The sequence below is a fragment of the Curtobacterium sp. MCLR17_054 genome, from assembly GCF_003234335.2.
In the GTDB taxonomy this organism is placed as follows: domain Bacteria; phylum Actinomycetota; class Actinomycetes; order Actinomycetales; family Microbacteriaceae; genus Curtobacterium; species Curtobacterium flaccumfaciens.
In genome coordinates this window covers 3,494,082-3,507,790 of sequence record NZ_CP126263.1, presented here as the reverse complement: position 1 = coordinate 3,507,790, position 13,709 = coordinate 3,494,082, and the positions used below count along the sequence as shown (strand labels likewise).

The following is a 13,709-nucleotide window of genomic DNA, read 5'->3' as shown; positions in this document are numbered from 1 at the left end:
TCTGGAGTTCACGGAACGGACCCGGGGCGTTCCCCCGCGATCCGTACGGTGCGGTGCTGTGCAGAACAGCCCTGACGACCGCGACGACGCCAACGACCACGCCGGAGAGCGCAGCAAGCGCATCCCGGTCTCCCGCCGGGGCTTCCTGGTCGGGTCCGGACTCGCCGGTGCCGCCGGTCTCGTGGCGTCGAACGGCTTCGGCAGCGCCCCGGCCGTCGCCGATTCGCTGACCGCGGCACCCGCTGCGGCTCCGGCAGCGCTCGGCGGATCGGCGGCGGCCGCGCAGGCAGCCGTGGTGCGCGGCCACACCGGACGGTGGCGCCCGGACACGACCTCGCCACGCTTCACCGTCGCGGTGATGCCGGACACGCAGTACATGTTCGACGGTGCCGCGGTCGACCAGGCGCCGATGCGCGCCTCGCTCGAGTACGTCGTCCGCGAGCAGGCCCGGCACAACACGGTGTTCCTCGTCCACCTCGGCGACCTGACCCAGAACGGTGCGGCGTCCGAGATGCGCGCATCCGGTGCGGTCTTCGACGTGCTCGACCGAGCCGGGGCGCCCTACAGCGTGCTCGCCGGCAACCACGACGTCGACTCGTCGACCGACGACCAGCGCGGCCGCACCCCGTACCTCGACGTGTTCGGTCCGCAGCGGTTCCGGAAGGCTCCTGGCTGGATCGGTTCGAGCCCCGACGGCTACAACACCGCCCACCGGTTCACCGCGGCCGGCCGCGAGTGGGTCGTCCTGGCACTCGACTGGCGGACGAGCGCGAGCGGGCTCGCCTGGGCCAGCTCCGTGCTCGCCGCCCGGCCGCACGCTCCGGTCATCCTCACGACGCACGCCCTCGTCGACTCGGACGCCAGCGGCGGGGCGGCGTTCGACCCCTACGGGCAGCAGCTCTGGGACTCCTTCATCACGAAGCACGACCAGGTCTTCCTGACGCTCAACGGGCACTACTGGGGGCCGGGACGCACGACGGTGAAGAACGCCGTGGGGCACGACGTCGCACTCCACCTGACCAACTACCAGAACCGCTACTACGGCGGGGCGGCCATGATCCGGCTGTACCACGTCGACCTCGAGCGGAACGTCATCGACGTCGAGACGCTGTCGCCCTTCCTGCTCGCCGGCGGACTCGGCGACGCGAACGAGCTCGCAGCCCAGGAGGTCAACCTCAGTGGCGACGTCGACCGCTTCACCATGGCGGTGGACTTCGACGCGCGCTTCGCGGGGTTCGCGCCGGTCGCACCACGGGCCTCCCGGCCGGCGGCACGCATGCTGGTGCCGGGGACGCTGGCGTACTGGCGGTTCGACGGCAACCCGGACGGGGCGGCGCTCGCGCCGACGACGCGGGTGCGCGACCAGAGCGGCAAGGGCAACGACCTGGTGGTCGCCCGGCGGACCGGTGCCGTCGCAGGGGCGCTGCGCTGGACGGCGGCGCACCACCCCGACCAGCCGGGCGCCGGCAGCCTCGCACTGCAGGGCGGCAAGACCGGCGGCGACCACCTGCAGACCGTCGACACGGCACCGCTCAACCGGACCCACTTCCCCCACGGCTACACGGTCGAGGCGTTCTTCGCGCTGCCGACCACGTTCGACCCGAGCACGAACGGGTTCAGTGCCGTGCTGTCGCAGTACTCGAGCGCCGGCCAGGTGGGGAAGGCGACCGGAGCCGACGGTGACCCGGACGAACCCGCGATGACGCTGAGCCTGTCGGGGGACCGCGAACTGCAGTGGTGCGTGTACCCGACGAGCCAGGACGGATCGCTGACGAACTGGGGGCACGAGTTGCCGCTCGGCGCCTGGTGGCACGTGGCCGTGGTGAACGACGGGACGCACACCGTGCTCTACGTGGACGGGTGCCCGGTCGTGCGGAACCCGTCCACCCCGAACCGCGGTCTCAGCACGATCGGCAAGCCGTGGCTGCTCGGTGGGTACCGCTACGGCGACAAGCTCGACAACGTGTTCGTCGGGTCGATCGGCGACGTGCGCGTCGTCGGCCGGGCCCTGCAGCCGAGCGAGTTCATGAACGCCTGACGTCCGGCGGCGGACGCCTGACCCGCGCGGTGGGTGGGGGCTCGGGCTGCCCGGCAGACGTGCGTCTGACACGCCCGGCCGTTCGGCGCGCCCCTCGTTCGGGTGGCACGATCACGCTTTGTGAGGTTAGCCTTACCTAACGTGACACCTCCCATCGAACTCCTGACCACCGCCACCGCCGAGCGCTACCGCTCCGCCGTGACGTCCACGGTGGACCGTCTGGCCGACCGCTTCGCCGCCGCCGACCGTCCGACGACCGACACCGCTCCCGAGGTCCTCCGGGCCCGGGTGCAGGACGTCGACCTCGACGCCGAACCCCTCGGGACGGACCGCGCACTCGCCGAACTCGACGAGCTGTTCGTCCGCGAGGCCGTCTGGTTCCACGACCCGGCGTACCTCGCGCACCTGAACTGCCCGGTCGCGCTGCCCGCGGTCGCCGCCGAATCGGTCCTGGCCGCCGTGAACCCGTCGGTCGACACCTGGGACCAGTCCCGCATCGGCACCGAGATCGAGCGGCACGTCGTCGCCTGGCTCGCCGGTCGGATCGGGTTCGCCGCGGGGGACGGCATCTTCACCTCGGGCGGCTCGCAGTCGAACCTGCAGGCCCTGCTGCTGGCGCGCGAGGCCCTCGGCAGCAGCGGCACCGTGTTCACGACCGCGGAGACCCACTTCAGCATCGCGAAGTCGGCGCGACTGCTCGGGCTCGAGGCCGTGGTCGCCGTCGCCACCGACCACGCCGGCCGGATGGTGCCCGCCGCCCTCGCCGAGGCGATCGCCGCCGCCCGCGCAGCCGGGCAGACGCCGATGGCCGTCGTCGCCACCGCCGGCACCACCGACCGCGGGGTCATCGACCCGCTCGAGTCGATCGCGGACGTCTGTGATCTGGAGGGAGTGTGGCTGCACGTCGACGCCGCGTACGGCTGCGGGCTGCTCGTGTCCCCGACCCGCCGGCACCTGCTCGACGGCGTCGAACGGGCCCGGAGCGTGACCGCCGACCTGCACAAGTCGTTCTTCCAGCCGGTGTCGTCGAGCGCCCTGCTCGTGCAGCGCCCGGAGGACCTGCGCCGCACCGCCTGGTACGCCGACTACCTGAACCCGGAGGACGCCGCCGAGCCGAACCAGGTCGACAAGTCGTTGCAGACCACCCGCCGGTTCGACGCCCTGAAGCTCTGGGCCACGCTGCGGGCGACCGGTGCCGACGCGATCGGTGCCGCGTTCGACGCCGTCATCGACCTCGCCGCGGCCACCCACCGGATCGTCGAGGAGCACCCGGACCTGGTGCTCGTCGCGCCGACGCAGCTGAGCACGGTGCTGTTCCGCTGGCAGCCCGCCGGCATGACCGACGAGGCCGCCGACGCGCTGGTCGCCCCGATCCGCTCGGCCCTGCTCGCCGAGGGCCGGGTGCTCATCGCCAAGACGGTCATCGACGGCCGGCCGTGCAACAAGCTCACACTGCTCAACCCGGAGACGACGCCGGAGCAGATGCGCGCGTCGCTGGAGCACGTCGTCGCGACGGCCGCCCGGGTGCGCGCCGCCACCACCGAGACCGAGGGAGCGAACCGATGAACCGCGATGAGCAGCCCGTGCACGACGTCGTCGGCATCGGCATCGGCCCGTTCAACCTCGGCCTCGCCTGCCTGACCGACCCGATCGCCGACCTCGACGCGGTGTTCCTCGACGCCGCCGACGGCTTCGCCTGGCACCACGGCATGATGCTCGACGACGCCACCATCCAGGTGCCGTTCCTCGCCGACCTGGTGACGATGGCCGACCCGACCTCGCCGTTCTCGTTCCTCGCGTGGCTCAAGGAGACCGGCCGCCTGTACCCGTTCTACATCCGCGAGGACTTCCACCCCCTGCGCAGCGAGTACGACGCCTACTGCCGCTGGGCCGCCGACCGGCTCGACACCCTGCGGTGGGGCCGCCGGGTGACCACCGTCGAGCACGACCCGGTCACCGACACGTTCACGGTGCACGCCGAGACCGATCAGGGTCCCGAGACGTACCGCGCACACCACGTCGTCGTGGGGATCGGCACCGAGCCGTCCGTCCCCGCCCCGCTGCGTGGGATCGGCGGGCCGGCCGTGCACTCCGCCGAGTTCCTGCCGAACCGCGACGCCCTGCGCGAGGCCGGGTCGATCGCCGTCGTCGGCAGCGGGCAGTCCGCCGCCGAGGTCTACCGCGAACTGCTCGAGGACATCCGGCAGGACGGCTACCGCCTCGACTGGATCACGCGGTCGCCCCGGTTCTTCCCGATGGAGGACACCAAGCTCACCCTCGAGATGACGAGCCCGGAGTACACGGACCACTTCCACGGGCTACCCGAAGCCGTCCGCGATCGCCTGGGGCGGGAACAGCGCGGCCTGTACAAGGGCATCAGCGCGGACCTGGTCGACGACCTGTACGACCAGCTCTACCGGATCAGCGCGCGCGGCCCCGTCCCGACGACGCTCCGGACCGAGACGAGCGTCGTCGACGCCGCCTGGCTCGCCGACCGCGGCACGTACCGGCTGACGCTCCGCCACGAACAGCTCGACCAGACGTACGAGCACGAGGTCGAGCAGCTGGTGCTGGCCACCGGGTACACCCCGCGGGTCCCGCGGTTCCTCGACCCGGTCGAGCACCTCGTCGCCCGCGACTCCCGCGGGCGCCTGGCCGTCGCCCGCGACCACCACGTCGACACCCTGGGCGGACGCATCTGGGTGCAGAACGCCGAGGAGCACACGCACGGCCTGACCGCGCCCGACCTCGGCATGGGTGCGTGGCGGAACGCGTCGATCATCCGGTCCGTCACGGGTCGCCCCGTGTACGGCCTGGAGGCCCGGATCGCCTTCCAGGAGTTCGGCCTGCCCGCCTCGGGGCCGTCAACAGCAGCGCCGTCCACCGCCCACCCCGGCGCGGCGGAGCGCGCGCCGGCCCGGCCCGCGACCGAGCGCGCGGAGGTCTCCGCATGAGCACGACCGTGACCACCACGGCGCCGGACGCGACCGCGCCTGGGGGAGCCGAGCCGGGCCTCCTGACCGTCGAACCCGTGGACCCGGAACGCGACGCCGCCGTCGTGCAGTCGTGGCTCGCCCACCCGGCGTCGTCGTGGTGGGAGATGGGCGACCTCGACGTGGACCGCGTGCGCGCCTACCTGGCCGGCGTGCAGGCGGACCCCGCGCAGGCAGCGTGGCTCGGCCGCCGGAACGGAGAGCCGTGCTTCCTGGCGGAGACCTACGACCCCTCCGCCGTCCTGCTCACCGACGTGTGGGCGGCCGAACCCGGCGACGTCGGCATGCACCTGCTCGTCGCGCCGGCGCCCGCTGACCGTCGTGTGCACGGCCTGACCAGCGCGGTGATGCGTGCCGTCGTCGAGCACTGCCGGGACGCCCTCGGCGCGCGCCGGGTCGTCGTCGAACCGGACGTGCGGAACACCGCCGTGCAGGCGAAGAACGCCGAGGTCGGGTTCCGCGCCCTGCGACAGGTGGACGTCGACGGCAAGCGGGCCCTGCTGTCGGTGCTCGACACCGATCGCATCGGCGTTCCCGATGACGACGGGCCGGCCGCGCACCTGCGGCCCGAGCACCTGGAGCCCGCCGAACGGCACCTCGTCGCGAAGACGATCGCGGAGTTCACCCACGAACGGCTGATCGCTCCCGTGCCGGACGGGGACGGGTGGCGGCTCGAGGCGGGGGAGTCGACCTACCGGTTCCGGGCGCGGCAGCACGTGCTCGAGCTCTGGTCGATGGACGAGGCCTCGCTGACGCGGACCCGTGCGGGGGCGCCGGCGCCGCTCAGCGCGCAGGAGCTCGTGCTCGAACTGCACGAGGCGCTCGCGATCCCCGACGAGTTGCTCGGCACGTACCTGGAGGAGATCGCGTCGACGCTGGCGAGTGCGGCGGCGAAGCACCGGCGGGGCGGACCGTCGGCTGGGCAGCTGGCGCGGGGGCGGGGCGGGGCCGGGTCCGCCGGGTCGGCCGAGGCGTCCAGATCGTCCGGTTCGTCCGGTTCCGTCGAGGACGTCGTCGCGTCGTTCCAGGACGTCGAGGCGGCGATGACCGAGGGGCATCCGGCGTTCGTCGCCGCCAACGGCCGGATCGGGTTCGGGCTCGACGAGTACCGGGCGTTCGCGCCCGAGTCCGGCGGCCGGTTCCGGTACCGGTGGCTCGCCGCCCGACGCGAGCACACGCACCTGGCGCTCGCCGCGGACCGGACCGAACAGGCGCACTGGGAGTCCGAGCTGTCGGCGGCGGTCGTGGCCGGGTTCCGTGCCACGCTGGAGCGTCGCGGGCTCGACCCCGACGACTACGTCTGGCTGCCCGTGCACCCGTGGCAGTGGCAGCACCGGATCGCCGTGACCTTCGCACCCGACCTGGGCCGACAGGACCTGGTCGACCTGGGCGAGGGACCCGACGAGTACCAGCCGCAGCAGTCCATCCGCACCGCGTTCAACCGCACCGAGCCGGCACGCTCGTACGTGAAGACGGCGCTCGCCGTGCAGAACATGGGGTTCCTGCGGGGGATGTCGCCCGCGTACATGCGGAACACCCCGGCCGTGAACGACTGGGTCGAGTCGATCGTCTCCGCCGACCCCACGCTCGCCGCCGCCGGGTTCTCGGTGCTCCGGGAGCACGCCGCCATCGGCTACACGGGCGACGCTTACCACCGGGTCGACGTGTCCTCGCCGCAGCGCAAGATGCTCGCGGCGCTGTGGCGGGAGAGTCCGCTGCCACGGGTGGCGGACGGCGAGCGACTGCTGACGATGGCGGCGCTGCTGCACCGCGACGCCTCAGGGAACGCTGTGGTCTCGGCGCTGATCGAGGCATCCGGTCTGCCCGCCGACGTCTGGGTCCGGCGCTGGCTCGACGCCTACCTGCTGCCCGTCGTGCACTGCCTGACGGTGCACGACCTGGTGTTCATGCCGCACGGCGAGAACCTGGTGCTCGTCGTGCGCGACGGCGTCGTGGTCCGCGCCGTGATGAAGGACATCGGCGAGGAGGCCGCGGTGCTCGGTCGGCACGACGACCGCCCCGTACCCGCCGACATCGACCGGATCGTGCACCCGGTGTCCGACGACGAGGCCGCGCTCGCGGTGTTCACCGACGTGTTCGACGGGGTGCTGCGGTTCGTCGCCGCGATCCTCGACGACGACGGGGTGCTGCCGGAGTCCCGCTTCTGGCAGGTCGTGGGGGAGTGCATCGACGCCCACGCCGCCGCGCACCCGGACCGCCGGCGTCCCCTGGACCTGCGGGTGCCGACGTTCGAGCACTCGTGCCTGAACCGGTTGCAGCTGCGGAACACCCTGTCGATGGTGGACCTGGCGGACCAGTCGGCGTCGCTCATCCGGGCGGGGGCGATGGTGAACCCGATCGGCCGGTAGGGGCGCGCGGCGTGAGCGAGACTGGTCCGATGGAGACCGGTGCTGGCACGGGTGTGGGGGCGATCTCGGTTGCGATCGAGGACGTCGCCGAGGCACGCTGCGTCCTCGCTCGAGCGTCGCAACGTGCCGAACGCGTCGCGGGCATCGGATGGGTGCTCGGCGTCCTGGGGTCCATCGTCGGGGTCTCCGGCATCGATCGCATCCCCACGGTCGATCCCGAGGCTGGACTGTGGGTCGTGACCCTTGCGGCGATCGGCCTCGTGGTGATCGGGTACCTCGCCGCCTACTGGATCACCCGGAACCCACGGGCGGAACGGTCCGCCGCCGTCGATGCCGCAGCAGAGCGCATGATCGCGGCAGCGCGCGCCGGGGGATTCCCGGAGGTCGATCCGAAGAGCGTCCGGCGCGCGTTGCGCGAGGACGACAACGGGCCCGCGCCGTGGTTCGATCCCAAACTCGGGCCGCACTCGTGGCCGGTGTGGCGGATCGGTACCGTCGACCCAGCGGAGAGCCACTTCGTCATCGCGGAACGATCGAACGATGCTCGATCGCTCACGGTCCGAGTTGAACCCGCTCAGCCGACGTGGTGGTCCAGGGACTGAACGCCGGCCGTCGGCCTCAGGGCTGGAGGCGTGTGGCCGTCCAGGCGCCCTCGGCGAGTGCGTACTGCAGTCGTCGGTGCATGCGGTCACGGCTGCCGTGCCAGAACTCCACGATGTCGGGCTCGAGCCGCCAGGCAACCCATCGTGCAGGTCGCGGGACGTCCTCGCCGGAGTCGTCGAGCAGGTCGTTCGCGTCGTCGATCAGGTCCTGCAGGGTGCGGGGCTCGAGCACGGCGGACTGATCGGCGATGGCCGTCGCGGCGCGTGACTTCGGGGAGCGGTCCGCGAACAGGGCGTCGGACTCGGCGTCCGACAGCCGGACGACGTGGCCTTCGAACCGGAGCTGCTGCATCGTCTCGCGCCAGTACGCCTGCAGGGCTGCGTGCGGGTTCTCGGCGAGCTGCCGGCCCTTCGGGCTGTCCTCTGACGTCCCGAAGACCAGTCCGCCCGCCTCGATGCGCTTCACGTCGACGGTGCGAGCGGACACGCGGCCGTCGGCACCGGCCGTGGCGAGGGTCATCGAGAGCGGCTCGGAGACCTCCCGGTCCTTCGCTGCGGACAGCCACTCGCGAGCGAGGTCGAGCGGAGACGCTGGCGGGTTGTCGAACTCGGGCAGGTGCAGGGAGTCGTCACCGGAGAGCGGGGCAGAGGACATGTACCCACCCAACCGTGCGCGGGGGCTCGGTGTTCAGGGAGTCACGGACGGTCGTCGCCGGCACCCGGTCAGGCGTCGGGGAACTTCGCTGCGACGAACGCGCGTTGCGCCTGCACGGTGCCGAGGTGTTCGTCGGCCGGGGCGAACACGTCGACGAGGTCCTTGAACCGAGGCCGACGACCGCGGCGGAGTCGGTACGCCCGCATGCCACCGCCCTGCTGTCGCGCCATCCCACTCGGCCACACGTCGACGCGGGCCCCCTGCACGCCCAGGAGCCAGCCCTCGTCGTCGAGCGCCTCGCGCACCAGGCTCAGTGCCTCGAAGGCGTCGTACGCCGTGGCCGTGTGCTGTGCGCCCAGCAGCAACACGGTCACGGTGTAGCGCACCTGATGGTCGGGGTTCGTCAGGTCCATCTCGACGATCACGGTCGCCGGCGCGCTCGTGCCGTTCCTGTGAGCGGTTCGTTCGTAGGTCGTCATGTCACGCACCGAGCCGCAGCGAGACCACGGCGCGCACCGTCTTCCGTCCCGAGCACCCACAAGCCGAGATCGACAATCCGTCTCCAGCTTGCGCGTCGTCGGCGCTCGAACGTGGAGGGCGTCAAGCGCTCACCTCGGCGGCCACGAGATCACGGGCGGCCTTGCGCCAGATTCGCGGAACTTCGTCCAGGTCCTCGACGACCGTTATCTCCGGGTGTGGCCTCCGCCCCAGCGCCGTGGTCGCCCGCGCCCGCCACTCGTCAGGATCGCGGTCGATCACCAGGTTCAGCGTTGGACGGGAAGCAGACTCGAACAACCGCCAGGCCGACTGCGGTCGTGCCGTGTCGCGGACGATCTCGGCCCAGATCCCCTGGACCGCTGTGATCGGCAGTGCATGAACTGCGCGGGTCGGGATCGGCAGGAGCCCATGATGACGAATGGGTCTGTCCACGACTGGGAGCCCCTCGAAGCGATCAGCTGCTGCGTCGACTTGGACGATGTACCGACCGCCGGTCTCATCGTCGATGAGTGATTGACGGCTCACCTGCCGAGTGGACGTGCCCCGCCCAGCGGGCCGATCGCCTGCGATGGAGTAGGCGAACTCCACCATGACGCCCCGGTCGTACGGTTCGGTGACGCGCTCGCCGCTTGAGTCCACTGCGAGGTGGAGCGTGTCGGGGACAGCTACCGCGGGGATACGTTCCAAGATCAGTGATCCGTGTAGAACGGGCGCGTTTCGCTTTGCATCGACTCCGTCAATTCGTAGGTCGTCATGTCACTCACCGAGCCGCAGGGCATGGACGAAGGGGATGCCCGGGTGCACGAGCGCGCCTCCTGGGGTCGTGCTCGGCTGAGCACAATGTCGACGACCAGTCGTCCGTCGTCGGCGAACTCTCGATTCACGGCATGCCCCACCACGAGCACGTTCGGCAGGCACTCGCGGATCATCTGGCACTCCCCGCGATCGGTCGAGGACCTGCTGTCGCGCGTGGCGGTGCACGATGGGTATCGATGCGCATCGGCATCGGCATCGGCATCGGCATCAGCAACGGGACTTGCGGTCACGATTCGCCGCTCAGGAGCAGGGCGTTGAACGGGCTTCCGGGGAGATCGAGGTCGGCCCCTGGCCCGATTCTCACCAGCATTCCGGAATCGGGGTCGCTCACATGATTACGAGGTGTCGCGGAGTAAACGTTCCGCCCGAACGTCGGGAAGCGAACTCGCGGCGCAACGTCTTCGAATCGAGCTCTCCCATCCAGACGAGCCCCGTATCCAACATGCAGGTGACCAAGAGTGTCGACGTACTCGACTCGCTGGAAGGTCCGCGGCACCTGGGCAGTATCGCTGGGGGAAGACAAGACATCCGCCAAGCGAGCAAGTACTAGGCAGAGGGCGATCCGGGACGCAAGTGGGCCGGCCGGGATCTCGCGGACGAGGTCGTGCGTGAAGGGGAGATCGGTAGTGTCGCCCGAGTTCTTGACATGGACCGGGGTACTGGTGGTGATCTCCGCAGGTAGTTCGGCGTGTCGCGCGAAAGGAACGTAGGGCGGGAGCGGTGCTTCGCGGAGGTTACCGTCGTCATCGCGCCAGGATGTCTGGAGGTCGTCAGGGATGTCTTCTTCCCCAACGACGACGAGTGATCGGTCGTACAGGCTCCAGTAGGTATCGCAAGCCACGCAGCGGAAGTACTCACTCTGCTGCACCCGACTCACCCCGATGGAGAGCTCGACGCGGCCGTGACGTTGCGTCGCCGCGGTGCAGACGGAGCACCCTGGCTCGATGAGTCCGGCCGCTGGCCTCAACCCAGCCGCCGGATGTAGTCAGCAATGGAGGTAGGCAGGAATTCCATGCCGAGTTCGAACGTCCGAGGATTCAGGACGACGCCGAACTCGGGGCGCAGTCGGCGGAAAAGCTCCCCGCCCGTCATGAGCAAGAAGTAGCCGGCCTTCTCCCCGACCTCACCGATCCGGCTTGGATCGGAGAACGCCGCCACCATCGGGGTTCCGTCACGGTCGAACAGCACGGGTGCGAGATCCTCGAAACCCTTGGCGGGAGTCGCTGACGACACCGCAATCGGCGTGTTCCATACCGCGTCCGCCACGACAAACTGGTCCGCTCGCCCGGCCCGTCCCTCAAGGATCAGCTGTTCCAACCGGTTGCGGGGTTCTACCTGGGCAGCTTCATCCAAAGCGGCGGACCACCATTCGTTCTCCGTTGTCCATGAGCTGGAACACCTCAGACCCTGCCGGAACTGGGCGACCACCGTCGATCACGAACTCGCGTGTCTCGTTGATCATGTGCCCTTCCTCGAACGCCACGGCGGTGTGCCCCCCGGGCGTGTAGTTGAGGTTCCCACCAGCATCCGCTGCCGAAGGGAGCCGGGGGGAGGTTCCTTCCAGAGGGAACCGAATCCCGTACACAGGCTCATTGTGCATCACAGCCTGGCGTACAGAGGGGGCCAAGCCTGTCTGCACCATGGCATCGATGGGGTTGTGCACGTACTGCAGAGCGTCCTCTTCCGGCATGAGGAAGAAAGGCCCGCCGGGAGCGCCGATGGTGCTGTCGCCGGCTTCGTAGTAGGCGTGGTAGCTCGTTGCGTCGAAGTAGGAGTGCCCCATCCCCTCGACTGACGCACGCTCGCGCTCGCCCTTCTGGAACGCCTGAGTCATGCGCTCGATCACGACGGATGCCTTGGTCTTCAGCGCCGTGTTCAGACCTCGGATGCCCGTGATCGCTCTCTGCCCCGCTCCGACGACGCGCGCAGCAGTGTTGGAGAGTGCTGCGAGCTTGGTCGCTCCCTCAGCAAGACGCGCGGTTCGAGCTGCAGCGGCGACCGCGCCGCCTGCGGGGACGCAGTCGAGCAGGGAGAACGCAAGGTCCCACCCGTCGGCTTCGCCCTTGCTCATCTTGTACAACGTGTCCGCCAACACCACGAGCGCGATCGCCGCGATGATCAACGTCCACGGCCCCGGGATGATCATCGCGATGATCCCACCCACCGCCACAACGACCTTCGCCACCGACACGATGGTCTCCCACGCCTCGGACCCGAAGATCTTGTCCCACGTGGACTGCTTCCCGAGGCCCGCGTCCGCTGCTTCACCGATCTTCGTCGCGGTCCGCTGCTCCGCGTCCTGCCAATCACCCTTCGCATCCGCCACGAGCCGCTTCGCCGCATCGATCCGCGACTGCGCCGCCGAGATGTCCCCCTGCGCCGAGCTCACGGACCCCTGCGCGACGGACGCGTTGTCGGACGCTGCCCGCAACTGCGCCGGCGAGGGAACATCCACCCCGTCCGGCACGTCGGAACCCGCCGGGTACTTGTCGGCGACCTTCGACAGGTCCTTCGACGCGGACTCGTAGTGCGACAACGTCGACTGCGCATCCGCCAACCGGTCCTGCGCCGCGGCGAGGTCCCCGGTGGCGTCCTTCGCGTCCGCCAACGCACCATCAGCCCGGTACTGGGTGTCATCGACCGTGTCAGCCCACCCCGACAACGCCGTCGCGGCGAGTTCGTACGAATCGACGAGCTTCGTCAGGTCCGACGGGGTGTCCTCGATCGCGTCGACGAACACATCAGCGGCCTCCCCCTCCCAGTCGGTCAGCCACCCGGAGCCCTTCACCGACTTCAGCCGCGTCGAGGCGTCATCGGCCGCGTCGGAGATGCGCTGGTACTCCCGCGCCATCATCCGCAACGTCGACGGATCACCCTTGACCGGATCATCACCCTGATCGACAACGTCCCACCCCGACGGCCGCCCCATGACTACTGCGCCCTCGAGGCAGCGGGTCCGCCGCCGCCGTTCTCGTCGTTGACCTGCAGGGCCTGTGCCAGCTGCTCGTCGGTCTCGGTGTAGGTCTCGATGGACGAGCTCAGCATGTCCGCCAACGCCTTCGTCGACTCGCTGATCTTGTCCCGCTTGTCGCCCCAGCGGTGGTCGAAGTCGTGCAGAGCGTTCTGCACCGTCCCCGAACCGATCTCGTCGTCGGACGCGTCGACACGCTTGTGCGCCTGCTCGAGCGTGCTGTGCACGGTCGTCAGGTCGTTCTGGAGCTCCCCGAGCCCCATCAGGTCAACCAGCAGTTTGCCTGCCACGGAACAATCCCTCCCCGATCACGAACCGGCGCCGTCAGGACGGCGCCACAGGAACCGCGACGACCCCGTGCCCCACGCGATCGCGGGGCACGGGGTCGACGACGGTGTCAGCCCTTGAGGCCGGAGGCCAGCGACTCGTCCGTCTCGGACAGGGTCTGCGAGGCCTTGGAGAGGAACGTGGAGAGGCCTTCGAGCCCCTGGACCGTCTGGGTCACGCCACGGTTGAACTCGTCGTAGGACTCGCCGAACGCGACCGACGACTTGTCGGTGACGTAGCCGTCCGAGATGAGCTGCTGGATCTTGCGCTGCAGTGCCGACAGACGGTCTTCGATGTCTGCCTGGCCCGCCTTGAGGTCGGAGGCTGCTGCCTCGAGGTCTGCGTACGAGACGTTGATGTTCGCCACGGTGTGACTCCCTTTCCCCGGAGTTTCGTTTGTCCCCCCAACGGGGCGTGTTGCAGGGGACACTACCATCGTC

13 protein-coding genes are annotated in these 13,709 nt (G+C 70.1%); 5 read left to right on the top strand and 8 right to left on the bottom strand.

What is annotated here, in order from left to right; all coding sequences use genetic code 11:
- Window positions 1-58: 58 nt before the first annotated feature.
- From DEJ08_RS16610 to DEJ08_RS16590, 5 genes are all read left to right on the top strand, one after another.
- A complete protein-coding gene (locus DEJ08_RS16610; protein WP_111053749.1) occupies window positions 59-2,038 on the top strand; it encodes a LamG-like jellyroll fold domain-containing protein in 1,980 nt (659 codons plus the stop codon).
- Window positions 2,039-2,179: 141 nt separating this feature from the next.
- Window positions 2,180-3,604 (top strand): pyridoxal phosphate-dependent decarboxylase family protein, encoded by a 1,425-nt coding sequence (locus DEJ08_RS16605; RefSeq protein WP_111053750.1) that lies wholly within the window; start codon window positions 2,180-2,182, stop codon window positions 3,602-3,604.
- Window positions 3,601-4,992 carry a lysine N(6)-hydroxylase/L-ornithine N(5)-oxygenase family protein gene (locus tag DEJ08_RS16600; protein ID WP_111053751.1) on the top strand — a complete coding sequence of 464 codons (1,392 nt, stop codon included), beginning with the start codon at window positions 3,601-3,603 and terminating at the stop codon, window positions 4,990-4,992. Before DEJ08_RS16605 ends, DEJ08_RS16600 begins: the two co-directional genes overlap by 4 nt.
- Window positions 4,989-7,400 (top strand): GNAT family N-acetyltransferase, encoded by a 2,412-nt coding sequence (locus DEJ08_RS16595; RefSeq protein WP_111053752.1) that lies wholly within the window; start codon window positions 4,989-4,991, stop codon window positions 7,398-7,400. The genes DEJ08_RS16600 and DEJ08_RS16595 overlap by 4 nt, the downstream gene beginning before the upstream one ends.
- Window positions 7,401-7,411: 11 nt before the next feature.
- A complete protein-coding gene (locus DEJ08_RS16590; protein WP_146248432.1) occupies window positions 7,412-8,002 on the top strand; it encodes a hypothetical protein in 591 nt (196 codons plus the stop codon).
- Between the two features lie 16 nt (window positions 8,003-8,018).
- On the opposite strand, the gene DEJ08_RS16585 is transcribed toward DEJ08_RS16590, so the two are convergent.
- The 8 genes from DEJ08_RS16585 to DEJ08_RS16550 all read right to left on the bottom strand — a co-directional run bounded on the left by DEJ08_RS16585 (window position 8,019) and on the right by DEJ08_RS16550 (window position 13,636).
- Window positions 8,019-8,657, bottom strand: a complete 639-nt coding sequence (locus DEJ08_RS16585) for a pyridoxal 5'-phosphate synthase (RefSeq protein ID WP_111046496.1) — start codon at window positions 8,655-8,657, stop codon at window positions 8,019-8,021.
- 68 nt (window positions 8,658-8,725) lie between these two features.
- Complete coding sequence (locus tag DEJ08_RS16580) at window positions 8,726-9,136, bottom strand: hypothetical protein (protein ID WP_146248433.1); 411 nt, start codon at window positions 9,134-9,136, stop codon at window positions 8,726-8,728.
- A gap of 121 nt (window positions 9,137-9,257) precedes the next feature.
- Window positions 9,258-9,842: a hypothetical protein gene (locus DEJ08_RS16575; protein WP_111046498.1), complete on the bottom strand. Its 585-nt coding sequence runs from the start codon at window positions 9,840-9,842 to the stop codon at window positions 9,258-9,260.
- 2 nt (window positions 9,843-9,844) lie between these two features.
- On the bottom strand, window positions 9,845-10,201 hold the full coding sequence (locus DEJ08_RS16570; RefSeq protein WP_146248434.1) for a hypothetical protein: 357 nt from the start codon (window positions 10,199-10,201) through the stop codon (window positions 9,845-9,847).
- Between the two features lie 733 nt (window positions 10,202-10,934).
- A complete protein-coding gene (locus DEJ08_RS16565) occupies window positions 10,935-11,288 on the bottom strand; it encodes an SseB family protein (protein WP_111046500.1) in 354 nt (117 codons plus the stop codon).
- Window positions 11,289-11,316: 28 nt separating this feature from the next.
- Window positions 11,317-12,900 (bottom strand): WXG100 family type VII secretion target, encoded by a 1,584-nt coding sequence (locus tag DEJ08_RS16560; protein ID WP_146248649.1) that lies wholly within the window; start codon window positions 12,898-12,900, stop codon window positions 11,317-11,319.
- A gap of 2 nt (window positions 12,901-12,902) precedes the next feature.
- Window positions 12,903-13,232 carry a DUF6507 family protein gene (locus DEJ08_RS16555; protein ID WP_128780490.1) on the bottom strand — a complete coding sequence of 110 codons (330 nt, stop codon included), beginning with the start codon at window positions 13,230-13,232 and terminating at the stop codon, window positions 12,903-12,905.
- A gap of 107 nt (window positions 13,233-13,339) precedes the next feature.
- A complete protein-coding gene (locus DEJ08_RS16550; RefSeq protein WP_071404660.1) occupies window positions 13,340-13,636 on the bottom strand; it encodes a WXG100 family type VII secretion target in 297 nt (98 codons plus the stop codon).
- Window positions 13,637-13,709: the final 73 nt, after the last annotated feature.